This window comes from Paenibacillus hemerocallicola (assembly GCF_006265175.1).
GTDB lineage: Bacteria > Bacillota > Bacilli > Paenibacillales > NBRC-103111 > Paenibacillus_AB > Paenibacillus_AB hemerocallicola.
In genome coordinates, this window is record NZ_VDCQ01000055.1 from 34645 (window position 1) to 58804 (window position 24160).

General features: G+C 55.4%; 15 protein-coding genes. 12 read left to right on the plus strand and 3 right to left on the minus strand.

Annotated elements, in window-relative coordinates; genetic code table 11:
- Positions 1–1034: 1034 nt before the first annotated feature.
- From cyoA to FE784_RS29525, 6 genes are all read left to right on the plus strand, one after another.
- Entirely contained in the window at positions 1035–2009 is a 975-nt protein-coding gene (gene cyoA / locus FE784_RS29500) for a ubiquinol oxidase subunit II (protein WP_139605852.1), read from the plus strand.
- On the plus strand, positions 1993–3960 hold the full coding sequence (locus FE784_RS29505; RefSeq protein WP_139605853.1) for a cbb3-type cytochrome c oxidase subunit I: 1968 nt from the start codon (positions 1993–1995) through the stop codon (positions 3958–3960). The genes cyoA and FE784_RS29505 overlap by 17 nt, the downstream gene beginning before the upstream one ends.
- Positions 3960–4595, plus strand: a complete 636-nt coding sequence (cyoC, locus tag FE784_RS29510) for a cytochrome o ubiquinol oxidase subunit III (RefSeq protein ID WP_139605854.1) — start codon at positions 3960–3962, stop codon at positions 4593–4595. Before FE784_RS29505 ends, cyoC begins: the two co-directional genes overlap by 1 nt.
- 1 nt (position 4596) lies before the next feature.
- Positions 4597–4935 (plus strand): cytochrome o ubiquinol oxidase subunit IV, encoded by a 339-nt coding sequence (gene cyoD / locus FE784_RS29515; protein ID WP_139605855.1) that lies wholly within the window; start codon positions 4597–4599, stop codon positions 4933–4935.
- A gap of 316 nt (positions 4936–5251) precedes the next feature.
- Positions 5252–6337, plus strand: coding sequence for an exo-alpha-sialidase (locus FE784_RS29520; protein WP_139605856.1), 1086 nt, complete (start codon positions 5252–5254; stop codon positions 6335–6337).
- A 26-nt stretch (positions 6338–6363) separates the two neighbouring features.
- The gene (locus tag FE784_RS29525; protein WP_139605857.1) at positions 6364–7680 is read left to right on the plus strand and encodes an ABC transporter substrate-binding protein; all 1317 of its coding nucleotides are present in this window, start codon (positions 6364–6366) and stop codon (positions 7678–7680) included.
- 181 nt (positions 7681–7861) lie between these two features.
- Here the strand turns inward: FE784_RS29525 and FE784_RS29530 are convergent, their stop codons facing one another.
- Complete coding sequence (locus tag FE784_RS29530) at positions 7862–8677, minus strand: helix-turn-helix transcriptional regulator (RefSeq protein ID WP_139605858.1); 816 nt, start codon at positions 8675–8677, stop codon at positions 7862–7864.
- Positions 8678–8797: 120 nt separating this feature from the next.
- Here FE784_RS29530 and FE784_RS29535 point away from each other — a divergent pair, with 120 nt between their 5' ends.
- The 5 genes from FE784_RS29535 to FE784_RS29555 all read left to right on the plus strand — a co-directional run bounded on the left by FE784_RS29535 (position 8798) and on the right by FE784_RS29555 (position 15004).
- The gene (locus tag FE784_RS29535; RefSeq protein WP_139605859.1) at positions 8798–10153 is read left to right on the plus strand and encodes an ABC transporter substrate-binding protein; all 1356 of its coding nucleotides are present in this window, start codon (positions 8798–8800) and stop codon (positions 10151–10153) included.
- Positions 10154–10241: 88 nt separating this feature from the next.
- A complete protein-coding gene (locus FE784_RS29540; protein ID WP_139605860.1) occupies positions 10242–11141 on the plus strand; it encodes a sugar phosphate isomerase/epimerase family protein in 900 nt (299 codons plus the stop codon).
- Complete coding sequence (locus FE784_RS29545; RefSeq protein WP_139605861.1) at positions 11131–13377, plus strand: FAD-dependent oxidoreductase; 2247 nt, start codon at positions 11131–11133, stop codon at positions 13375–13377. Before FE784_RS29540 ends, FE784_RS29545 begins: the two co-directional genes overlap by 11 nt.
- Before the next feature lie 18 nt (positions 13378–13395).
- Positions 13396–13989, plus strand: a complete 594-nt coding sequence (locus FE784_RS29550) for a histidine phosphatase family protein (protein WP_139605862.1) — start codon at positions 13396–13398, stop codon at positions 13987–13989.
- Positions 13990–14266: 277 nt separating this feature from the next.
- Positions 14267–15004: a glycerophosphodiester phosphodiesterase gene (locus FE784_RS29555; RefSeq protein WP_176706625.1), complete on the plus strand. Its 738-nt coding sequence runs from the start codon at positions 14267–14269 to the stop codon at positions 15002–15004.
- A 478-nt stretch (positions 15005–15482) separates the two neighbouring features.
- Here FE784_RS29555 and ileS read toward each other — a convergent pair whose 3' ends face one another.
- Both ileS and FE784_RS29565 read right to left on the minus strand, forming a co-directional pair.
- Entirely contained in the window at positions 15483–18563 is a 3081-nt protein-coding gene (gene ileS / locus FE784_RS29560; protein WP_139605877.1) for an isoleucine--tRNA ligase, read from the minus strand.
- Positions 18564–19937: 1374 nt separating this feature from the next.
- Positions 19938–21383 (minus strand): extracellular solute-binding protein, encoded by a 1446-nt coding sequence (locus tag FE784_RS29565; RefSeq protein ID WP_139605864.1) that lies wholly within the window; start codon positions 21381–21383, stop codon positions 19938–19940.
- A 292-nt stretch (positions 21384–21675) separates the two neighbouring features.
- Here FE784_RS29565 and FE784_RS29570 point away from each other — a divergent pair, with 292 nt between their 5' ends.
- Positions 21676–23943 (plus strand): helix-turn-helix domain-containing protein, encoded by a 2268-nt coding sequence (locus tag FE784_RS29570; RefSeq protein ID WP_139605865.1) that lies wholly within the window; start codon positions 21676–21678, stop codon positions 23941–23943.
- Positions 23944–24160 lie beyond the last annotated feature (217 nt).

Here is a 24160-nt window from a genome sequence, read left to right on the forward strand (position 1 = left end):
GGAATGGAATGAACGTTAAAACATTTAGTTCATCTTATATAGATCGATCAGATCCAATACTGACTCGAAGAGCGGCCGAAGCCGACACCCATTCCCTCCAACGCGCTGAAGCTTGGGTTTGCCCGCCAAAGGACCGTCCGGGTGCTACCGAGGCCACTGAAGAAGAACTAGTGGTTTTGTAAGAGCGAATAAGGCCACAGAACAAAAAGACGACCTCTGGTGCTTTCCCAGACGTTTTTTCTTGCATAGGTTTAACCTGCAAAGAGAACGAGAAAAGTCCGTCAGTGCGTGAGTGTGAGCCCAATGCCGACTTCCCCCAAAGCGTTACTGGTTAGGTTTGCATACGAACGGACCGTCAGGACAAGCTCCCGTTCGTTTTTTTTCTACGGCGGCATCAATCGCATGCAGAAAGCACATGCCTCGAATGCTCGGTGAAGGCTGTCACCTTTGCGGGCGCTCGCGAGACCGCTAGCCGTCAATAGCGGAACAGGCGTATGCTATGGTCTCGAAAAGAAGCGCGGACAGCACAATAACGGAAAACGATTCCTCTATTCCACCGGTCACTTCCCATTTTCACCCCGAGAGATCGAAATAGCGGAAGCGTGTGCCGTTATATTCAGCAGTGCAACGAAATTCGAGACGATAACGGAACCCGGCGCCGCTATACATACAGGCAACATTCGAGTCGCCGCGCCGGCCAAAACGCCTCCCGCTTGTACCGGATCATGTTGTCGTCGTTTTTGCTTCGTACGCCGTTCCGACCCGCACGCGCCATTGTACGATTGCCTTATTATGCCTATCTATCAACGGCATACCGCACAAGGGAAAACGCTTCATCCGCCTCATCTTGACGAAACGTTGAACTTTATTTTACGGAAATGCGGCGGATCGTTGACGCCTTTGTTAAAAGTGCGTAATCGTGCGGAAGTTTCATTTCGTTTCTGTTATGGTAATGACAAGAGATGAAACGCATAGACGCCCGTCTATGGTTTCCGATGACGGCTTTCAATCGAAAGCTTTGGGGAGATGGTCAGATGAAACATGCGAAAGTAATCCGTCGATGGGTTTCCGCATTGCTGCTGGTCATGATGGCCGTTATGGCTACCGGCTGCAGCGACAAGCTTATCGTGTTGGATCCGAAAGGTCCGATCGGCGCACATCAGAAAGATTTGATCCTCATATCGACGCTGCTTTGTCTCGTGGTCGTCGTGCCGGTGCTCATTATGACCTTCGTCATTGCATGGCGGTACCGGGACAACAAAGCCAACAAGGCGAAGTACAAGCCGGAGTGGGAGCATAATACGAAGCTGGAAACGGTCTGGTGGAGCATACCGATTCTGATCATTGTTATTCTTGCTGCCATTACGATAAAGTATACGCACATGCTGGAGCCTTCCAAGCCGCTTGCGTCGGACAAGAAGCCGATCACGATCCAAGTGACCTCGCTCGATTGGAAATGGCTGTTCTATTATCCCGAGCAAGGGATTGCGACGGTCAATTACATTCAATTCCCCGAAGACGTGCCGGTCAAATTTATGCTGACTTCGGACGCGCCGATGAATTCGTTTTGGATTCCGCAGCTCGGCGGTCAAATTTATACGATGTCCGGCATGGCGATGACGCTGCATCTGCAAGCGGACGAACCGGGCAAATATTTCGGCTCCGGGGCGAACTTCAGCGGCAAAGATTTTGCGAGCATGATCTTCACCGCGGAGGCAACCTCGCAGGAGCAGTTCGATAAATGGGTGTCGGGCATCAAGAGCACGCAGCCGGCTTTGACCGAAAACGGCTACAAGCTGCTGGCAACTCCGGGAGTGTCGGAAGTGCAGAGCTATTCCTCGTTTCCGAAAGGGCTGTTCGAGCAGACGGTCACGAAATATTCGGCCGGACACAATCACGGAGGCGGGACGCCGGCGGCGAACCAAGGCCACGGCAGCGGCAAGGAAGCGGCCGCGACGAAACCCGTAACCAAACAAGAAGGGGGGCACGACCATGTGGGACAGCATTAAAACATTCGCTTCCGAATTTTTCGTTACCGGCGACCCGCTCATTTACGGCGCGGACGTCGCCATCGCGCTTACGCTTATAGCCGTCGTGTTCGTGCTGACCTATTTCAAAAAATGGATGTGGCTATGGCGCGAATGGCTGACAACGGTCGACCACAAGCGAATCGGCATCATGTACGTCCTGGCTTCCCTTCTGATGCTGTTCCGGGGCGGAATGGACGCGCTCCTGATGCGTACCCAGCTCGCGGTTCCGGACAACCAGTTTTTGACGCCCGAGCATTACAACGCGATTTTTACGACTCATGGCGTCATTATGATTTTGTTTATGGCGATGCCGCTCATGTTCGGTCTGTTCAACCTGGTCGTGCCGCTGCAGATCGGCGCCCGCGACGTTGCATTCCCGTTCCTGAACTCGCTCAGCTTCTGGCTGTTTTTCTGGGGCGCGATGCTGTTCAATCTGTCGTTCGTCATCGGCGGTTCGCCGGACGCGGGCTGGCTTGCATATCCGCCGCTATCGGAGCTGTCGCATAGTCCCGGCGTCGGGCAGAACTTCTATATATGGGGCATCCAAATATCCGGGATCGGCAGCTTGATGACCGGGATCAACTTCATCGTCACGATTCTGAAAATGCGCGCACCCGGCATGAAGCTGATGAAAATGCCGATGTTCTCGTGGTCGGTGCTGTCCAGCAGCTTGACGATTATTCTCGCCTTCCCGATCTTGACCGTTACGCTGTTCCTGTTGTGGCTGGACCGGTTCATGGGCGCCCACTTCTTTACTCTCGACGGCGGCGGGAACCCGATGATGTATATCAACCTGATCTGGATGTGGGGACATCCAGAGGTTTATATTGTAGTATTGCCGGCATTCGGGATTTTCTCCGAGGTTACGGCTACATTTGCAAAGAAACGGTTGTTCGGCTACAAATCGATGGTGTTCGCTCTGATGAGCATCAGCGTCGTATCGTTCTTCACATGGGCGCATCACTTCTTCACGATGGGCTCCGGCGCCAACGTCAACGCGTTCTTCGCGGTATCGACGATGATTATCGCGATTCCGACCGGCGTGAAAGTGTTCAACTGGCTGTTCACGATGTTTCGCGGCCGAATCACCTTCAAGACGCCGATGATGTGGTCGATCGCCTTTATCCCTTGCTTCGTCGTAGGCGGGATGACGGGCGTGCTGCTCTCGGTAGCGCCGGCCGACTTCCAGTTCCATAACAGCTACTTCCTGATCGCGCACTTCCATCAAGTGCTGATCGGAGGCGTCGTGTTCGGCTATTTCGCCGGCCTGTACTACTGGTGGCCGAAGGTTACCGGGTTTATGCTGAACGAGCATCTCGGCAAATGGGCTTTCTGGCTCTGGAACATCGGGTTTTACGTTTGCTTCATGCCGCAGTATGTGCTCGGCCTGATGGGGATGACGCGCCGGGTCAATGCATACGGCTGGGATCGCGGCTGGTGGGAGCTTAACCTCGTGTCGACGGTCGGCGGCTTCCTGATGGGGCTTGCGTTCTTGTTCCAAGTTTGGCAAATCGTGCACAGCATGAAATTTTTTCAGAAGGCGCCAGCCGATCCTTGGGGCGGCCGGACGCTGGAATGGTCGATTCCTTCGCCCGCTCCCGCGTACAACTTCGCCACGGTACCCGTCGTTCATGAGCGCGATTCGTGGTGGGAAGAGAAGCTTCGGAGGGAGCAAGGGCATCCGCCGACGCCGACTCCGCCAATCGAGCCGATTCATATGCCGGGCAACTCGGGCATTCCGTTCATCAAGTCGTTCTTCTGGTTTATCGCCGGTTTCGGGTTCGTATTCAACTGGCTGTGGATGGCGATTCCGGGAATGATAGGCGTAGTAGTTTGCATGCTCGTACACTCGTTTACTTATAATAACGAATACTATATTCCGGCGGAAGAAGTGATTCGGACGGAAGCCGAGATGAGGGGGACGGTCTGATGGCACATGCAGCGGGACATAATCATACCAATTCGCATTCGGCTGCGGACGATCACGGTCATCACGACGGCCACCACGATCAGGAATCGCTTCGGATGTTCGGCTTCTGGCTGTTTCTGATTACGGACTGTATTTTGTTCGGCACTTTGTTCGCTACGTATGTCGTGCTAATGGGCAATACGAACGGCGGACCTACGCCGCATGAGCTGTTTGAAATGCCCGGCATTATCGCCGAGACGTTCATCCTGCTGACCAGCTCGTTCACGAGCGGCTTGGCGGTGCTGGCGATGAATCGGGGAGACCGGAAAGGGCTGATCGGCTGGCTGGCCGTAACGGCGTTGCTCGGATTGTCGTTCATTACGCTCGAAGTGATGGAATTCGTAAAGCTCGTTCACGAAGGCGCGACCATCGGTACAAGCGCGTTCCTGTCCGCCTTCTTCACCCTTGTAGGGGCGCATGGTCTTCACGTATCGGTCGGCCTCGTATGGATGGTCGCGATTATGATCCAGCTGCGCAAGCACGGACTTACGCCGGTAACCCGGCGCAAGGTGAACGTCATCAGCTTGTACTGGCACTTTCTCGACGTCGTCTGGATTTTCGTCTTCACGATCGTTTATTTGATGGGGGTGATGTAAGATGGCGCAGCATTCCGTTCATTCCGGCGGCGCGCACGATTCGCAGCACGAGGCGCACGGCTCGTTCAAATCGTACCTCACCGGCTTTCTCCTATCGATCGTATTGACGATCATTCCGCTCGTTGTCGTGCTGAATCATTGGGTCGAGGGAACCGGCGCCATGGTCATCATGCTCGGCACGGCGGTTCTGCAATTCGTCGTCCAGCTCGTCTTCTTCATGCACCTGCGGGAAGAGAAGAAGCCTCGCTGGAACTTGATGGCGCTCATTCTCGGCTTGATCATCCTGCTCACGATCGTCATCGGTTCGATTTGGATTATGACCTACAATCAAGTGGCTTAATAAATGAAAGGCGGAACAGGATCAGGTCCGATTCGGCATCGCGAAGATGCCGGGTCGGGCCTTTGTTTTTCGCCGATCGAGCCGAATTCTATTTACTTAACGAAAGCATACAGTATATAATTATTTAAACACATCATATCATAATGAGAGACATCGGAGATCGATTCTATAATGAATAGGAGGTCGGCTTTTTCTTTTTTCGGCACAAGGAGCGATTGTGCCATCTTCATCTGGCTTCTGACAGCACATGGAGTACTTTGAATAAGAAAATGAAACCGCTTTATTTGAACCCGGTTGAAAAAGGAGAGGATCAGGCTTGCGGCGACTGGAACCGATCGATCATCTTATTTTGTACAAAGACACGAATTACAACAGTTTTTTCCCGAGTGCGGTGAAACGGACCGATGGACAATTCGTTCTCGGATTTCGTCAAGCTCCCGACAGAAGGCGTACCGAGGAAAAAATTTCCCATATTGACCCGTCGTCGAGGGCGATGCTGCTGGCGTCTGCCGACGGAGAAGTCTGGGATGCAGAGCCTGCGGTTTTGTACGACGATTATTTATGCGGCGTGCAGGATCCGTGTCTGAATCAATTGCGGGACGGCACTTTGTTCGCTACCTTCTTTATGTGGAAAGTGTTCGAGCAAGAGGATGTACCGGAGAAGCAAAGCGGGGATAAGCCGATTTTCGGGAAATGGATCGGAAGGCGGAAGGACGCCCATTCCATTCGATCGACGGATGGGGGACGCACGTGGGACACGCCGATCCCGATTCCGGTCGACGGAGCGATTCGCGGCAACAGCGTGGAGCTCGGGGACTGGTCCATTCTTACGCCGTTGTATAGCCCGGAGACGACGCGCGTCAATATCGCGAGAACCGAAGACAGGGGGCGAACGTGGACCGAGCACGCCGTAATCGAGTCCTGCGACGGCTATACGTTCGAGGAGCCGAATTTGTACCGGACGCCGTCCGGGAAGCTGGTGGCGTTCATTCGGACGCGCAATGTGAGTGTCCAACCGACGGCGGATAAGCCGAGGTCGCCGCTCTACACGTCCGAATCGACGGATGGGGGCCGAACATGGAGCCGGCCTGCGGCGCGGCCGTATTACTCTCCGAGCCCGTTTCACGCGCTGACGCTGGATAGCGGCCATCTTCTTCTTACGTACGGATACCGGAGTTCGCCCTTCGGCATCCGGGCCGTTGTACTCGACGCCGAGTGCGAACGCTGGGATGAAGCGGAGGAGTCCGTTCTCAGAAATGACGGATTATCCTTGGATATCGGCTACACAAGTGCAATCCAGTTGAACAACGGCCGCGTGCTCGTAACGTATTACTATTATGACGAATCCGACGTTTGCCGGTATATCGCGGGAACGATGTGCCGGTTATCTTCGCTGGGATAGCCCATTTCATATTTGGGAGGGTTGCAATGGTGATAAAAAGAAACATCATGTTATCCTTATCCATACTCGTCACGATGATATCGGTAGCCGCTTGCAGCGGCGGCGGCAAGCCCGAGCCCGCCGGCAAGGAAACGTCGGCGGCCCCCGAGCCGGTGGAGCTTACGTTTTACTATGGCGGGGCTTACGGGCAGGAAACGTTTATGAGAAATTACGGCACCTATTTGAACAAAAAGTTCCCTCATGTCACGCTCAAGTTTTTGGAAAATACGAAAGGGTCCTCGCTGCCGGAAGTATTGGCGCAGAAAACGGATATCGACATTCTGTATACGTCCATTTTGAACGTGAAAACCGATATTTTCGACAACGCCCTGGAATACGACATGTCCGAGCTGATCAAAAAGCATAAATACGACATGAGCTTGCTGGAGCCGGGACTGGTCGATTTGTTGAAATATGCGAACGGCCGGGCGAGCGACGGCAAGATGTACACGCTGCCTGTCGGCATGGACCCCGGGAAGTTCGTATACAACAAGGATTTGTTCGACAAGTTCGGCGTGGCGTATCCGAAGGACGGTCTGACCTGGAATCAAGTATACGAATTGGCCAAGACGATGACGCGTCAGGACGGAGGCGTCCAATACCGGGGACTCGTTCTCGATTTCAATCTATTGACGATGAACAACCAGCTGTCCGCGGGCTTCGTCGATTCGAAAACGGGCAAGACGCTGCTCGGCGACAGCCGATGGCCCCGAATTTTGACCCAATTCATCCGCTTTTATCAAATTCCCGGCAATGAGCTGAACGATAAAAGCGTCAGCTGGACGACCCAACGGAATTATTTTATCGCGGATACGACGGCGGCCATGATGCTTACGTATAATTCGCTGAACCCGACCTGGAAGGGCAACTGGGATTTGGCCAAATTTCCCGTATGGGACGACCTGCCCGGAGTCGGCCCCCAACCGATCCCGAACGCTTTCACCGTTACGAGCATAAGCCGGCACAAGGACGAAGCGTTTCAGGCGATTGCTTACTTGACCTCCAAGGAATACCAAGCGGCCATGGCGAAGGACGGCATCGTCCTCCCGGTACTCAAGGATCAGGAAGTCAAAAAGGCGTACGGTCAAAATGTCGATTTTCTGAAAGGGAAAAACTTGCAGGCTTTGTACGCGGATCAGTACGCCAAGCCGTATGAGCTGACTCCCTACGACAGCGTTGCGCGCGGGAAGCTGGTAGAGCAAATGAGCCAGGTCGCCTTGAAGGCTACCGATATCAACACGGCGCTTCGGGTAGCGGCCGAGGCGGCCGATAAAGAAATCGAGAAGCAGAAGTCGGGGAAATAGGCGGACCCGGCAGGAAGCGATGACGACGAAGCCGCATAGAAGCATTGCGAAAGTGATATTGATATATACGCTGTCCCCGCAGATCGGCCGTTTTTCCGATCTGAAGGGACAGCTTTTTTGTTTGCTTCTGCAGTAGAGTTTGACGATTTCGAGCTCTGACTGCGGTCAGCTTACGCAAGCGCTATACCCGGTTCAGCACCCGATACTTGGATGGACTCATTCCCATCGAACGACTGAATACGCGGCTCAAGTAAAAACCGTTCTCATAGCCGCAGCGCTCGGCGATAAGGTCCAGGGTCAGATCGGTGTCCAGCAGCAGCTTGGCCGCTTTGCGTATGCGCAGCAGGCGGATCAGCTCCGACGGCGGCATGCGGAACGCTTTCTGGAAACGGCGTGTCAGCTGAACGGGACTTAAGCCGAGAAGGTCGGACAGCTCCCGCATGCCGAACGGGCTATACGCTCTCCCGATGAGCCATTCCGAGGCCCTGTTCATCAGCTCATCGTCCGAAGCGGTGAGCTCCGCCAGGCTGCTCAGGCTCGCCTCGTCTTCCCATTCATCGCAGGCAAGCTGCCATATATCGTTCAATGCCGCTTGCTTGCGCTGCAAGCTTCGGGGATCATTGGCATGGTCGAGTCTGCGCAAATACGAAAAATCGGAGGCGAGACGCTTGCCGTCCGCCGGCTGCGATTTGAACGTCGGCATGGGAACGGGCTGCATGACGGACAGCGGCTCGGCAAATTCGAAGCCAATGTAATGCAGCGACAGCGTGGACACCATTTCACGTCGGAACGTGCAGCCCGGCGGACAAAATACGAGCTCCCCGGGACCGATCATGCCGCTCTCGTCGCCGATCCTGTACCGGAACTGACCGGCCTCCAGAGCGAACAGCACCCATACGGAATATATGTCCGACTGCTCCTCGAAGCGGCTCTTGCGCTCGAAGTACGCATGAGAAACAAGGTGCAGAGACTGCGCCCACAGGCGGGAAGTAGCCAAGGCCGATTCCTCATTTCCTGAAATAAAATATATGCTAATGATACATTACTGCATGTTGCGCCGCCACCCTACTCTATATGATGAAATTGAAAATATTTTATTAGGAGAAGAGGTGCCGTGATGGATGACAGATCGGAGCGGTTCGTAGCGCGGGTGAAAAGGAAAGCGCTTTCTCTCATGCTGATTTTTTCGGTGCTGGAGTCGCTTTCCTTGACGGGGTGCGGCCAAGAGTCGACAGTCGAGGGGAAGCCGGGTGCCGAGAAGCGCGATGTATACAATCATGAGCCGGTCACGCTTACGTTTTATTCCCAGAATGCATCCGTGCTGAACGATGCGGATCTGGAGGAGCTGGTGACGAAGGCGATCAAGCCGAAATATCCGAACATCAAGCCCAAGCTGATCACCGGCGATTTGGAGAAGCTCATTTCCGCCGGCGAAGTACCCGATATCGTGCTGTCCGCCCTTCAGTTCGTCCCGAAAATATTACGATTGGAGCTCTATTCGGATATGAACGAATTCATTGGGCAGGAAGGCATCGATCTCGGCAAATTCGAGCCGGAAACGGTCCGCGCGACGAAAAGCTTCAGCGATAAGGGCGAATTTGTCGGCATGCCCTATGCGATGAGCTACGGCATGCTGCTCGTCAATAAAGAAATTTTCGATAAATTGGCCGTGCCTTATCCGTCGGACGGCATGACCTGGAGCGAGGTGCTGGGGCTCGCCGCGAGAGTGACCCGCTTGCATCAGGACACATCCTATATCGGTCTCGATCTCACGGCCCCGACTATCATGACCCGGCAAGCCGGACTACCGGTTATCGACGATAAAGGGGAAAAGGCGATCATCCAAAGTGAAGGCTACAAAAAAGTGTACAGTCTGTATGAAAGGCTGTACGGCATTTCCGGCATCGTCGCCGGGAAGAAGTACACGTACGGGATCAATTATTTTATGCGGGACCAGAAGACGGCCATGTTCCCTTATTGGCTCATCCCGACGACCGTTCGGCTGCCGGAGCTGAGGGAGAGCGGCAAAACCTTTAATTGGGACGTCGTATCGTACCCTTCCTTCGACGATAAGCCGGGCTACGGCCGCGATATCGATTTCCATATGGCGCTTGTCTCGCCCAAAAGTCCGAACAAAACGGCAGCCTATGCGGCCATTAAGACGTTGGTCGGCGAGGAAGCGCAGCGAGCGATGAACCGGGGGATCCGGATGACGGTGCTCGCCGACCCGGCGCTCCGGAAAGAGGTTGCCGCAGATACGAAGCTGTACGACGGGAAAAACTTGCAGGGCATCTTCAAAGCAAAGCTGTCTCCGTCGCCGAAGGCGTCCATCTACGATCAAGACCTGTATCCGTTCCTGAACGAAGCGGCGGAAAAGATGGCTTTCGAGAAAACGGACGTCAACACCGTGCTCCGCGAGGCGGAGGAGAAGGCGAACCAGCATTTGCGGCAGGAGCTCGGAAAATTGAAATAGAGTATATGCCCGTGAATCTTTCCTGCATGTTCAAGGCCGGATCGTATTTTGTATGATGTTACCGTGAATACGAAAGGATGGGTGAACGATGAGATTATCGACTTCCACAAGCATATTCGGACATAGGCTGGACGGGGGATACACGCCCTACAAGGAGTCTTTGCGCAGATGCAAGGCGGTTGGCTTCGAGGTGCTGGATGCGACGTTCTGCCAGGCGATTAACGGCAAAACCGACCTGGTCGAGGACAACTGGGAAGAGTTGATGCATGGCCTGAGGAACGAGGCCGAGAAGCTGGGGGTTCAATTTACGCAGTCTCATCCCGTATTCCTGCCGGGGCACTTCAAGAATCATTCTGCCGAAAAGCAAGAAATCTTCTTTGAAATGATGAACCGATCGATTATCGCCAGCTCCATTCTCGGAGTGAAATGGGCCGTGCTTCATCCGCTCGAGGAGAAAGAAAAGACCGTTTTCGATACGGAGGCGAGCATTAAAGAAAACGTGGTGCAGTATTCCCGCATCGTGGAACTGGCGATCAAGCACAACGTCGGCATCGTCTTTGAAAATATGCTGGAGCGGCCGACCTCCAAGAGACGGTTTTGCAGTCATGCCGGCGAACTGGCGGCTCTGGTAGACGCCTATAACGACCCGATGGTCGGGGCGTGCTGGGATTTCGGGCACGGCAATTTTCTCTACAACGATCAGCGCATCGCGCTCCGCATGCTGGGCAAGCGGCTGAAGGCAACCCACGTGGACGATAACTACGGCAAGGAAGACGAGCACATGTTTCCGTTTCACGGGAGCGTAGACTGGCATTCCGTCATGCCGGTACTGACCGAGATCGGCTATGAGGGCGACTTTACATACGAGGCGACGAAGGAGTTCGACAAGCTCCCCGAGCCGATTAAGGAGCAAACGGCGAGACTGGGCATAGAAATCGGCCGATATTGCTTGGCGTTGGCGGAGGGAGAGAACGCGAATGAGATTTGAAACGGTTATTTCGGATGTGACCGTAATCGGCGGCGGTCTGGCGGGAGTCTGCGCGGCCGTGTCGGCGGCACGGCTGGGGAAGCGGGTCGCGCTCGTACAGAACCGTCCGGTGCTGGGAGGCAACTCGAGCAGCGAAATTCGGGTATGGGTGTTGGGAGCGACCGGCTTGGGCGTTAACCGCTATGCGCGGGAAACGGGGATTATCGGGGAGATGATCGTCGAGAATCAATATTTGAATCCGGACGGGAATCCGTATATATGGGATATGGTCATGCTGGAAACGGTACGCAAGGAGTCTAACATTCGGCTGTTTCTCAACACGAACGTTCACGAGGTGGAAGCGGACGGCGACGATTTGAATCGTACGATCCATTCGGTTACCGGATGGATGATGGGTTCCGAGCGGAAAATCCGCTTCGAGAGCCCCGTATTCCTCGACTGCACGGGTGACGGGCTCGTCGGTTTTCTCGCGGGCGCGAAATACCGGTTGGGCCGCGAAGCGAAAAGCGAGTTCAACGAAGATTGGGCCCCGGACGAGGCGGACAGCATCACTCTGGGCAGCACGCTGCTGTTCTACACGAAGGACGCAGGCCATCCGGTCAAGTACATCCCGCCAAGCTTCGCCAAAGACATTACGCAGACCGCGATTCCGATGAAGCGGGTGTTCAAGAGCGGCGACTCCGGCTGCCATTACTGGTGGATCGAATGGGGGGGAGAAATCGACACGCTGCATGACAATGAGCGGATCCGCGACGAGCTTTGGTCCGTCATCTACGGCATATGGGATTATATTAAAAACTCCGGAAAATTCGATGCCGACAACATGACGCTCGAGTGGGTCGGAAGCGTACCGGGAAAGAGAGAGTACCGGCGGTTCGTCGGGGACCATATGCTGACGATGAACGACTTGAAGGAGCAAGCGCAGTTCGAGGACAATGTTGCGATGGGCGGTTGGTCGATCGACCTTCATCCTCCGGAGGGCATGTACGCGAGCGATTATGTGTCAAAGCTGTTTTGCGTCGACGGGACGTTCCGAATCCCCTTTCGCTGCCTCTACTCCGCGAATGTGAGCAATTTGCTGTTCGCAGGGCGGAATATTAGCGCGACCCACGTAGCGTTCGGAGCGACGAGAGTGATGGCCACCTGCTCCGCAATGGGGGAAGCGGCTGGCGCGGCGGCGGCTCTCTGCGTCGACAAAGCGGTTGCCCCGCGCGAGCTGTACCGGCACCATATCCGGGAATTGCAGCAAACCTTGCTCTGGCAGGATGCCGCGATGTTCGGTTTGACATACGAGGATGCCGCGGATTTGGCGGTACGGGCGAAAATAACGGCTTCCAGTCACCTCGCCAAGGTCGAGGTGGACGATCCCGGGACGCCTTTTGAACTGGACACCGATGTGGCCTTCCTCTTGCCGGTGGATCCGCGTATCGACAATATTGAAATATTGCTCGATGTGAGGCAAAATACAGTGGTGGAGGTTGAGGTTTGGGGTACGGGAAAACCGGAAAATTACATCCCTCACGCCATGATCGTCAGGAGCGCCGCGGATGTTAAGGCAGGAGGCCGGCAATGGGTCAAATTCAATCTCCCCTGGTCGCCGGATCAACCGCAAAACGCTTTCGTCATCGTAAAGGAAAACGCGCACATCTCGCTTTATCAGTCGCAATCGCCCAGAACCGGCGTTCTGTCGTTCATCAAGGAGAAAAATGCGAACATCTCCAGCCTGCTGACCGCTTTGGACAACGAGCAGCAGGTTGTCAAGTGGAGCATGAAACGGCTCGTGCGAAAGCCGTTCTGCTTCCGGCTAACGGACGATACGCACGCCTATGTTCCCGAGAAAGTAACGAACGGATATCTTAGACCGTATGGCGGCCCGCATATGTGGGTTTCCGCACCGATGCGCGAAGGCCGGGACGAATGGCTGGAGCTGCAATGGGACCGGCCATACGATGTATCGGAAATTCATCTGACGTTCAACGATGACGTCAATGAAGATTTGGTCAATCTGCACTATAAGCGCACGCCGTTTGAGATCATTCCGGAGCTCGTTAAAAATTATCGGATCGAGGCGCAGTCAAACGGGGCATGGACGGTACTGGCGGCGGCAAGCGATAACCGAAAGCGTCGGAATGTGCATCGTCTGGATCAAGCCGTGAAGACCGATCGGCTAAGACTGATTATAGAGTCCACGAACGGCACGCCGTTTGCCGAGGTTGTGGCCATCCGGGTCGTGTGAGAGGAGAGGAGTGAATCGATGGCATCCATCACCTTTGTCAGGCACGGAAATACGAATCATAACATTGAAAAGCGGGCGCAAGGCCACCTCGATAATCCGTTAAACGAGACAGGCCTGCATCAGGCGGCGACGGTTGCCAAACGTTTGGCGGAAGAACAATGGGACGTACTCGTCACAAGCGATCTGCTACGGGCACGGCAGACGGCCGATGCGATTGCGGAAGCGCTTGGCATGCCCGCTATGTCGCTCGATAGAAGGCTCCGCGAAATGGACAGAGGCCTTATCGTAAATACGACCGAAGACGAACGAGTCGCCAAATGGGGGCCGAATTGGAAGGAGCTCGACCTTGGCGAGGAGAGCTGCGAATCGATGCGCGAGCGAGGATTGAGCTTTATCGACGATATCGCAGCCCGATATCCGGGGAAAAAAGTACTTGTCGTCAGCCACGGTTATTTCCTCGGCCAAACGTTCAAGGCGTTGATGCAGGATGAATCGACAGGCGACAATTTGCAGAATACCTCGGTTACGACGATTGCTTTTAACGGAGACCGGTGGGAATATGTGCTTTATGACTGTGTCCGGCACCTCCAGCCAGTGGAAAAAAGGGCATAGGCCTATTCCTCTGATTTATCGAAAAAACGGATATCGGGAGGAAATCTTCCCTTAGTAAGTTAGCCTCCAATCGCCGATAGCGATTCGGAGGCTTTTTGTCTTTTGGGGCAGGGGGAGTCTTGTCATTCACACATACGGCGGGGGGGCCCGACCGGTGGAAACGTAGTTTTTGACTCATGCGTATGCTAGAATGAAGGAAATGAGCCGGCAGGAAATTTCCGAACATCTGAATATCGGTCGACCTTCGGATCGATCATACGAGCAGGCGGAGGGAACGATGGAAATGAAAATCAGAGGCATTGCCCACCGGGGTGACCCGGTTCGGTTTCCGGAAAACACCTTGTCCGCGTTTCAGGCGGCTTGCGAGATGGAGTTTACGCATCTGGAGCTTGACGTGCATTTGAGCAAGGACGGCGTACCGGTACTATCCCACGATTTTGCCCTCGATCGGATGACGGACGGGACAGGGTTGATACGCGATTACACCGTCGAGCAGCTGAAGCGGTTTCGCGTCAAGGAAATCGAAACGATTCCGACCTTGGAAGAAACGATGAGGCTGCTCAAAGGCAAAATTTCCGTGCTCGTCGAGCTGAAGCAGCAGGGAGACTATTATCCGGGGCTGGAGGAAGCGGTGCTCGAGGTGCTCCGCTCCACGGACACGGCCGGCCAGAGCCGCATCATTTCGTTCGATCATTTCTCCGTCGCGCGGACGAGACGGCTCGACAAGGACATCGAGCTCGGGATGATCGCAAGCGGCAGCATGCCGTACGTGTTTCCGTTCATGAAGGAAATTCGCTGCGGCTTTCTCGGCATACAGCTGCGTTTCATGACCCCGGAATATGCCCGGATGATGGAGGAGAACGGCATACAATCCGGCCCTTGGCCGATCCATACGATCGAAGAGATGGAGCTTATAGCCAAGCTGTATCCGACAGGGCTTATTACAACGAACTATTTGGAGCGTTGGGCGGATTTTTACCGCAGTCATTCCGAATTGCATCCGGAGCAATCCTAGTACTGAAGCCCGATACATATAACCGCCCCATGGCGATCTCGGTCGCCATGGGGTGGTTTCGTTAGCTGCGCTGTTGCAAGCGCCATTTCTTCATTTAGTCGATCAGACTAGCGTGCTGAAGCAATCTTCTCATCAACGCGGCCGTATCCGCGCGTGTCATGCTGTCTTGCGGATTAAGCGTTTGTGCCGTCGACAGCGGTACACGGAGCAATAGCGTACGTACGTTCCGCTATTTTTTTAAGCTCCGAACAGCTATTGGGACCGAGGAGCGCCGGCAGCTGGCTTAGGTTCGGGTCTGGGACAAGAGCTTCTATGCTGCTTGCGTTAGGCCAATTATGCCGTTGTAGAAAAAAACGCTCGATCCGTTTATCGGCGGTTCGAACGCTCCTGTATATCGACTTGAAACGACGCAAAAAAAAGCGGCAGTATGCGGCTTGGCTCTCCAAGCTTCATACATGCCGCTTATGCCGTTTTTCTGCTACTCGATTTTCAGCCCCAAGCTTTTGTCTCCGAGCGCAACGTGCTCCATTCCTTCTTCTTTGGCGTAACGGACATTCGCAAGCAGCACGTTTTCCTGCAGCACATGATCGAACCGCCCGATCGCCGCCTTCAATGAGGCGTCGGCGTCAAGCACGAGGTTGACGCGCTTCTCGACCGGAAGGTCGAGCTTCTTGCGGTAATCCTGGATGGCGCGGACGACTTCGCGGACGACGCCTTCCTGCTCCAACTCCTCCGTAATCGTCGTGTTCAGCGCCACGGTAATCCGATTGCCCGACGCCGAGGCGAAGCCCGGCTTCGCCTGCTTCTCCACGAGCAGCTCGTCCAGCGCAATATGAAGCGATTCTCCGTCGACGGTGACGTCGAGAAAGCCGCCCGTGACCGCTTGCTTGGACTCGGAGGCGGGGAGCTGCTTCAGATGCGCCTGCACCGGTCCGACGAATTTGCCGTATTTTTTGCCCGCTGTTTTCAGGTTCAGCTTCAAGGTGAAATCGACGAACCCGCCGTCATCGTGCTCCACGCGGATTTGCTTGACGTTGACCTCGTCCTTGATAATCGATTCGAACCGGGTCAGATTGAAATCGCGGTCCAGCGAAACGATCAGCTCGGACAAAGGCTGGCGCGTCTTGATCGCCGTATCGTTGCGGACGCTGCGCGCGAGCTCGACGATTTGCCGAGCCGTCTCCATATCGCTCTCCAACTGCGCGTTGATCAGCGACTCGTTCGCCTTCGGATAATCGGCGAGATGGACGCTGCCTTCTCCGCCCATATTGCCATACAGGTCTTCGGCGATCAGCGGCGCGTACGGCGCGATTATCCGCGACAGCGTCAGCAGCACTTCGCGCAGCGTCTGGTAGGCGGACACTTTGTCGGCCGTCATTTCCCCGCCCCAGAAACGGTCGCGCGAACGGCGGATATACCAGTTGCTCATCTCCTCGACGAACGACTCGATCTGCTTCGCCGGATTGAGGAAATCGTATTGCTCCAGCCCTTTCTCGACCTGCCGCAGCGTGCTGTGAAGCCTGGACAGGATCCACAGGTCCAGCTCGTTCGCGGACGTTTGCTGCGGATGGTCTTCCGGACGGTATTGGTCGATGACGGCATACAGCGCATAGAACGCGTGCGCATTGTGGATCGTGTCGATCACCTTCGACTTCGCTTCCGCCACGATCTGCTTCGAGAACCGTTTGCTGTTCCAGGGTGCGCTGTCGGCGAGCAGCGACCAGCGGAACGCGTCCGTGCCGAACTGCTCGATGATGTCCCACGGATCGATAACGTTGCCTTTGCTCTTGGACATTTTCTGGCCGTGCTCATCCAGCACATGCCCGGTAGACAGTACCGCCTTGTAGGGAGCTTGCCCGTTGTACAGCGTCGATACGGCCAACAGGCTGAAAAACCAGCCCCGCGTCTGATCGATGCCTTCGCATATGATATCGGCCGGGTATTGCTCGCGGAATGCATGCTCGTCGCCGAACGGATGATGGTACTGGGCGAACGGCATCGAGCCGCTGTCGAACCAGACGTCGATTACTTCGGGCGTCCGTTCCATCGTGCCGCCGCAGGAGCAGCGCACCTGAACGTGATCCACGTAAGGCTTGTGCAGCTCCAGCTCCGGATCGATCGTGCCGATGGCTCTGTCGCGCAGCTCCTGGCGGCTTCCCGGCGAGAACTCCGTCCGGCAGTCTGCGCAAACCCATACGTTGAGCGGCGTACCCCAGTACCGGTTGCGGCTGATGTTCCAATCGACTAGCTCCTCGAGAAACTTGCCGAATCGGCCTTCGCGAATATGGCCCGGGTACCAGTCGACTTTATTGTTGTTGTCGATCAGCTGCTGCTTGACCGCGGTCGTACGGATGAACCAGCTTTCCATCGCGTAGTAGAGCAGCGGGGATTTGCACCGCCAGCAGAACGGGTAGCTATGCTCGTAGCGCTCCTTGGCGAACAGCAAGCCGCGTTCGGACAAGCTTCTCACGATATCGACGTCGCAATCTTTGACGAACCGTCCGGCGAACTCGGCGATCTGCTCCGTATATTTCCCGGCCAAATCGACTACGCTTACGAAATCCAGCTCGTGCTGGCGGGTCGTGCGATAGTCGTCTTCCCCGTGGGCGGGCGCGATATGGACGATACCCGTACCGCTCGTATCGCTGACGTAATCCGCGTCCACGACGATATGGCCTTTGTTCACGGCAATGTAGTCGAACGGAGGCTTGTATGACGTTCCGACGAACTCCGAGCCTTTATGCTCGGACAAAATCTCGCTGCCTTCCTTCATTACTTTCTCGACGAGATTTTTCGCTACGATGAATATTTCTCCGTCTTGCTTCACTTTGACGTAGTCGATATCTTTGTTGACCGCCAGCGCGATGTTCGCCGGAAGCGTCCAAGGGGTGGTCGTCCAGGCGAGGAACGATTCGTCGGCAGCGGCGCTTCTGAATTTGACGGTGGCGCTCAAATCCTTCACGTCCTCGTAGCCTTGAGCCACCTCGTGGGAGCTGAGCGTGGTCTGGCAGCAAGGACAGTACGGGCTTACCCGGTGGCCTTTGTACAGCAGACCCTTCTTGTGGATGTCCGATAAAATGTTCCAGACGCTCTCGATGTAGTCGTTCGTAAGCGTAATGTACGGATGATCCATGTCCGTCCAGTAGGCGATCGCTTCGGTCAGCTCGCGCCATTGCCGTTCATACTCGAATACGCTCGCTTTGCAAGCTTCCACGAATTCGGATACGCCGTACTTCTCGATTTCCTGCTTGCCGGAAATGCCGAGCTGCTTCTCCACGCCTAGCTCGACGGGCAGGCCGTGCGTGTCCCAGCCGGCTTTGCGGATGACGCGGTAGCCGGACATCGTTTTGTACCGGCAGATGAAATCTTTGATGACGCGCCCGAGCACGTGCCCGATATGGGGCTTTCCGTTGGCGGTCGGGGGGCCTTCGTAGAAGACGAAGTTCGGCTTGCCTTCGCGGTTCGCGATCGACCGGCGGAACGTATCGTCCTGCTTCCATTGTCCGAGGACGCGCAGCTCGCGGGCTCTCGGCTTTTCTTTGACATCGACTTTTCTCATCATGTTCAATACCCTTCCTTTGTACGATTAGCGGAACTGAAGTGCGTTATGACAATGAAAACCAAGCCGGATTGTAAAATAACGGAATACGCTTCCGCTATGTCCACTCATCTGTAAGGATTTGCCGAGTATTGACCTAAATAGCGGAGCACAGTTCCGTTAAGTTTGGGTAATAACGGAACATGCGAGGATTAACGGAACGGAGTTCCGCTAATGGCCGTACGCAAGCGGTCAAGCGGACAACAAGCTAAGGCAGCGGCATTGTAGCGGACAAACAAAAAAATCCCGTCCCCGTAAGGGACGAGAAATCTCGCGCTACCACCCTCGTTCCGCATGCGCTTCCGGTAGACGGAATGCCGCGGCACCTCTCAGCTGCGTACGATATTGCGCGTCCGACAGCCGGAATGCTGCCGTTCGTCGCTGTTAAACTCCTACGCATCCCTTGTAACGGCGGGCTCCCGGGTCGGCTTACTGAAGTTCGGCCTTCCTTCTCGGAGATGATTTCCGGCAGCTTCCTGAACGTCGGCTTCGCAGCGTCGGGCCGACTCTCTGGGGATCAAGCAAGCAGCGTACTCGTTCTCTTCAATGAATGTAATCTTCGTATTGAATTTACATCCATTTATACACCACCGGCGGCGGAATGTCAATCGGGAGGCGGCCTGCCAAGCGTGCAATCGGCATCTCCCGCCGTCGCCGCCGCGTCAAGGGCATGAACGGTTAATGCGCCTGCATTCGTTAGCCTTTAAGGGCCCATTGGATTTCGTCTTCGTCGTCGTATGATGTTCCGAATGCGATGCGCTTGACTAAACGTTGAATTTCCGGGCCCGGGTATGCTTGCTATTGAAGGGAAGCAGCGGAGGTGCGGGATTGAGATTATTAGTAGTGATCGTATGGGCGAGCGCCATTTTCGCGCTGACCTGCGCATCCGACTCCGGGTTTTGATGATCGGTGAAGGCCGGCTGTCTTTGCCGGCGACTTGCGGAACCGCGAATCCATAAAATAACGGAACTGGAGTATGCTATTGATCCGACCGCTCGTGTGGATTGCAAAATAAGGGAAAACCGTTCCGTTATTCCGCTGTTCACGATCACATTCACCTCGAAAAATCGGGATAACGGAAGTCTGTTCCGTTATCCTCAAGCCTATAACGGAATTCGGGACAATAGCGGAATACAGCTCCTCTATTTACGGCAACGCGTTGTACCCGCTTCATCAAGGGCCTTCAGGTTGTATGCGGATGATGTCGTCTTAGTTTTTTTCAATAAACGCCCGGAATTAGCGCTATGAGGTGTATGAGGTTCATTAATAGTTCACCGACTTGCGGTTTCGGACAGGCTGTTCCCTGGTTTCTTGGATTGTAAGGGGGCCTTCGCGCTAATCGTTTCTGCGAGCCGCCCGGATCTTCTCTTCGTAATGCTTGAAGATGACGTCACCGTTATATTGTTCCATCAAAATATTGCGGTATTCCGGCCAGCGGGCGGACGATTTGTCCGAGAACATCATTTTAACCAAAAGCTCGTTTTGCTTGGCGCGCATCGCCTCCACATTGACCCCGAGCGGCGGGGTCAGCGTCGTGCCGAGCCCCTCGTACACCGGAATGGCCGTGATCGTGTCGAGAATGACTTGGTCGCGGACCGACCGGCGCGGATCGATAACCTTCAAGCCCAGCACATCCGGCGTGTTCGGGGTGAAGAAATCCCAAATTTTCAGAAAGTCCCCGTTCCGCACGATATCCGCCTCGATTTTGTCCGGGTTCAATGTAATCGCGTTGCCCTTCCGCGTATAGTGCACATTTTCCAAGCCGTAGTGGGTGAGGAGAAACCCTTCCACGCCCGCCAGCCAGTCGAGAATTTGCGTCATCCGCTTCAGCTTCTCCTGATTCAGGCCTGCGGCGTTGTTCGAGTATACGAACGGATAGTCCGGGGTAGGAGCCGTGCGTATCGGCTTGCCGCCAAACGGATTGAACGGCACCCAATCGGCCGCCGGATTGAGTTGTCTGCTGCGCGTCTGAATGCTCTCCGGATTGGCGTCCAGCGCGAAGTCGGCGGTGTTCCCGAGCACGATGCCGGCTTTTCCTTGCACCGCTTTGTCGATATGCTGTTGGCCTTTGTTCAAAAACCAATCCGGATCGACCAGCCCGCCGCCGCTTACCTTCAATATATCGGTCACCGTTTGCTGGACGAGCGGATCGCTCTGCATGTCGATCAGCCTGTCTTTCTCGAAGTAGGCGGGGAACAGCAGACCGTTTTTGACGAATTCCGGCCAGTCCAGCGACAAGGAGGAGCCGTTGCCCGAGACGGTAAAGCCGTACGTGTCGCCTTTGCCGTTGCCGTCAGGATCGCCGAGCGTGAATGCCTTCAGCACGTCGATATATTCTTGGTAAGTGCCGGGAACGGCCAGGCCGAGCCTTTGCAGCCAATCTTTGCGGATATAGTAGGCGCGGTACGACTTCTTGTCGTACGGAATCGGCGCGCGGACGAATTTGTTGTGAAGCTGGTATTCCTTCAATTCCTTCTCGTTCATCCAGAACGTGAAATAGTTCGGCATCGTATTCGGCGTTACGAAATAAGTCATGTCGGCGAGCACGTTATCGAGCGCTTGCTTGGCGCCGCCGTCCGGACTAAGCTGGAGCCACATATCCGGCGGATCGTTGGCGGCGAGCAGGCCGGCGATTTTCGCCTCGTACGCGTCTCCCGGCTCCATGTACGTTACCTTGAGACTGACATCGAACTTCGACTCAATCGCCTTGCGCACGAAATCCTGGTCGGCCTCGGGCAGACGGGAAGCGGAAGGGCCGCTTATAAACATGCTGAGCTGCATGCGGCTGTCGCCTTCTCCGCTACGGCCGTCGGCCGCAACGTCCCGGTCATAGCGGTTCCATGCAATATAGCCGATCGCGGCGCAGCATAAAAGGACGAGCAGCAGAAGTGATCCCCACTTGACGGTTTTCAGACGTTCCAGCCTCCTTGGCGTACCGTTGTAGCTTCTATGTTATACGGTTTTGTCCGCAAAGGGAACAGCCGATATCCTCCAGAGGGAAAAACGTTTACATTCCGCCGGGAACAAGGGTACAATTTTCCCATGCAAGCCATAATCGTGCGGAGGGTCCAAGATGAGAAAAAAGAGCGGATTTCACCGGCTGCTGCTTTCGTATTTGCCCGTTTTCTTCGTCATCATCCTGACGCTGCTGCTGCTTGCCTATTTGTCGCTAAGCGAAATGTCGCAGCGTTCCGCCTCGAAGGCGAATATGCTGCTGTCCCATAATATTAGCCAGACGATCGACGACGCGCTGCGCAGTCTCGACGAGCTCGTCAACAACGAGCTGCGCGGCAACGATGCGATCAAATCGTTTTTCACGCCGGTTCCCGCCGCGGACAGACAGCAAACGGATTACGAGGCCGCCGCGGCGATGAGCGAAATGCTGCGCAAGCATCCGATCCTGCATTCGATGTACTTGTACCGGACCTCGGACGCGAAGGTGCTGACTCCCTCATCGCTGATCCCGCTCGGCCAGTTCGGCGACAAGCAGTTTATTGGCGCCAATATATCCACCCTGACTCCGCTCCGCTGGGAGAAAAAGCGGACGTACATGGAGCAGCCGGATGCCAAGGGCGTTTCGGTCGTCAGCTTGGTCAAAATTGCCAATTTGTCGGACCGCAGTCTCATGGTCATACATGTGAAGACGGATGCGCTAAGCGACATGATCGCCAAAATGTCCGAATCGAAGCTGAACTTCGTCGAGCTGGTCGACGGGGACGGCAAGCTGATCGCCTCGAAACGGCTGGCCGATTCCGCCGACGGCCGGGGGGAAACGCCGGATCCCGGCAAGGAGCTCTCGTTCGTACGCTCCGAATATACCGGCTGGTCGGTGCGCAGCGGGATATACAATTCCAGCATATTGGACTGGGTGTCGTCTCTGTTTTACGTCTGGATCTCGTTCGGCTTCGCGGTCATCGTACTGGGGGCGGTCTGGCTGTTCTTCGTGACGCGGCGCAATTTCCGGCCGATCGAGAGCGTGGCGAGCCGCATCGAGGCGTTTGCCCGGCAAAAGTCCGAGCAGCTGCGCATCGAGGAGAAGCCGGACGAGTTCAAATATATCGAAGCCGCGATCGAGCAGCTGCTCGATCAGCATAGTCTGATGCAGGTGCGGCATGAGGAAAACATTGTGTACCGGAGACGGCACGTGTTCCTTCATCTTCTGGAGGACGAGCACTATGCCGGGCGAGCGGAGCACGCCATGCCGTCCGAGCTGTCGCTGCTCGGACTGGAGGCTCCGATCGGCGGCGTGATCGCAGCCCTGATCGAGATCGACCAGTTTCACGAGTTCGCAGGCCGGTATGACCGAAGAGACCAGCATTTGCTGAAGCAGGTGCTGAGCAACGTCGCCAAGGAAATTGCCGAGAGCGCTTCGGTCCGTCCATGCTCGGAGTGGGTGAGCCCGCATCAGATGGGGTTTATTTTTCACTTGGACAAGTTGGACGAGCCGGACGAGCTGGAGCGCGCGGCCGTCGGGGTATTGGAGAAAATGCGCGCCTGGATCGAGCATAATTTGTCATTTACCGTAACGGCAAGCATCGGCGGCAGCTGCGACGGGCTGGACGGCTTGCCCGACTCGTACCGGAGAGCGCAGCAGATGCTGGGCTACAAGTCTTCCCTCGGGACGAACCGGCTGATCGTTCCGGCGGACATCGCGCAGCCGCACGGCGAAATGTTCAAGCGGCTGCAGGATATCCGCCTCATCTGCCAAGCGTTCCGGTCCGGCGACCCGGATTGGGCCGAACGGCTGAACGAGCTGTACTTGTCCGTGCGGGAGGCGCTGTTTACGCGCGACGATTTGTTCCATCTGTTCAATATGCTGACCGTCCACCTGCACCGGGAAATGATGGAGCTGCCCGGAGAGTTCCAGGATATTTGGTACAAAGGCTTCGGACGGCGGCTGGACGGGATTCCGGAGCGGCATGAGACGCTGGACGGCATGTATGCCGAGCTGGACGGGCTGCTGCAAGAAGCGTTCGGCCAAATGAAAGCGATCCGCGAAGCGAGAAGCGCCCACCAGACGCTGCAAAACGTCAAGGCGTATATCGAGGAGCGCTACGGCGACCCCGAGCTTTCGCAAGCCCAGGTGAGCTCGGAGTTCGGCTACAATGCAAGCTACTTCAGCCGTATTTTCAAGGAATCGTTCGGCGTCAAGTTTATCGATTACGTAACCCGGATCCGGATGGACAAAGCGGTCGAGCTGCTGCGGGAAACGTCGACCCCCGTACAGGATATCGCCGAAATGGTCGGGTATACGAATGCGCTCTCCTTCATCCGCGCGTTCAAGAAGCACACCGGCACGACGCCGGGCAATTACCGCAAAGAGAGTCCGGACGCGCTATAACGGGGACCGGATCAACAAAAATGACGACAAGGTAAAAAAAAGGCGATCCCGCCATACACCCGATTCGACCCGGTTTTCGGCCGCACCGCCGCCACGGGCGATTCGGGTTATTCGTTATCGGCAGTCCTTCAACAAATATGCTTATCGCGTAAAAAATCAAATATTTACACCGTTTCGACGGGAATGATACGTTACTAGAGAGCCGGCCGGTTCAACC

What these genes read in the sequence shown, in the direction of transcription:
- FE784_RS29570 (WP_139605865.1), top strand. Translation starts at nt 21,676, where the DNA reads ATGAGAAAAAAGAGCGGATTTCACCGGCTGCTGCTTTCGTATTTGCCC.
- FE784_RS29505 (WP_139605853.1), top strand. Translation starts at nt 1,993, where the DNA reads ATGTGGGACAGCATTAAAACATTCGCTTCCGAATTTTTCGTTACCGGC.
- cyoA (WP_139605852.1), top strand. Translation starts at nt 1,035, where the DNA reads ATGAAACATGCGAAAGTAATCCGTCGATGGGTTTCCGCATTGCTGCTG.
- FE784_RS29555 (WP_176706625.1), top strand. Translation starts at nt 14,267, where the DNA reads ATGGAAATGAAAATCAGAGGCATTGCCCACCGGGGTGACCCGGTTCGG.
- FE784_RS29550 (WP_139605862.1), top strand. Translation starts at nt 13,396, where the DNA reads ATGGCATCCATCACCTTTGTCAGGCACGGAAATACGAATCATAACATT.
- ileS (WP_139605877.1), bottom strand. Translation starts at nt 18,563, where the DNA reads ATGAGAAAAGTCGATGTCAAAGAAAAGCCGAGAGCCCGCGAGCTGCGC.
- FE784_RS29565 (WP_139605864.1), bottom strand. Translation starts at nt 21,383, where the DNA reads ATGCAGCTCAGCATGTTTATAAGCGGCCCTTCCGCTTCCCGTCTGCCC.
- FE784_RS29525 (WP_139605857.1), top strand. Translation starts at nt 6,364, where the DNA reads ATGGTGATAAAAAGAAACATCATGTTATCCTTATCCATACTCGTCACG.
- FE784_RS29545 (WP_139605861.1), top strand. Translation starts at nt 11,131, where the DNA reads ATGAGATTTGAAACGGTTATTTCGGATGTGACCGTAATCGGCGGCGGT.
- cyoD (WP_139605855.1), top strand. Translation starts at nt 4,597, where the DNA reads ATGGCGCAGCATTCCGTTCATTCCGGCGGCGCGCACGATTCGCAGCAC.
- cyoC (WP_139605854.1), top strand. Translation starts at nt 3,960, where the DNA reads ATGGCACATGCAGCGGGACATAATCATACCAATTCGCATTCGGCTGCG.
- FE784_RS29535 (WP_139605859.1), top strand. Translation starts at nt 8,798, where the DNA reads ATGGATGACAGATCGGAGCGGTTCGTAGCGCGGGTGAAAAGGAAAGCG.
- FE784_RS29540 (WP_139605860.1), top strand. Translation starts at nt 10,242, where the DNA reads ATGAGATTATCGACTTCCACAAGCATATTCGGACATAGGCTGGACGGG.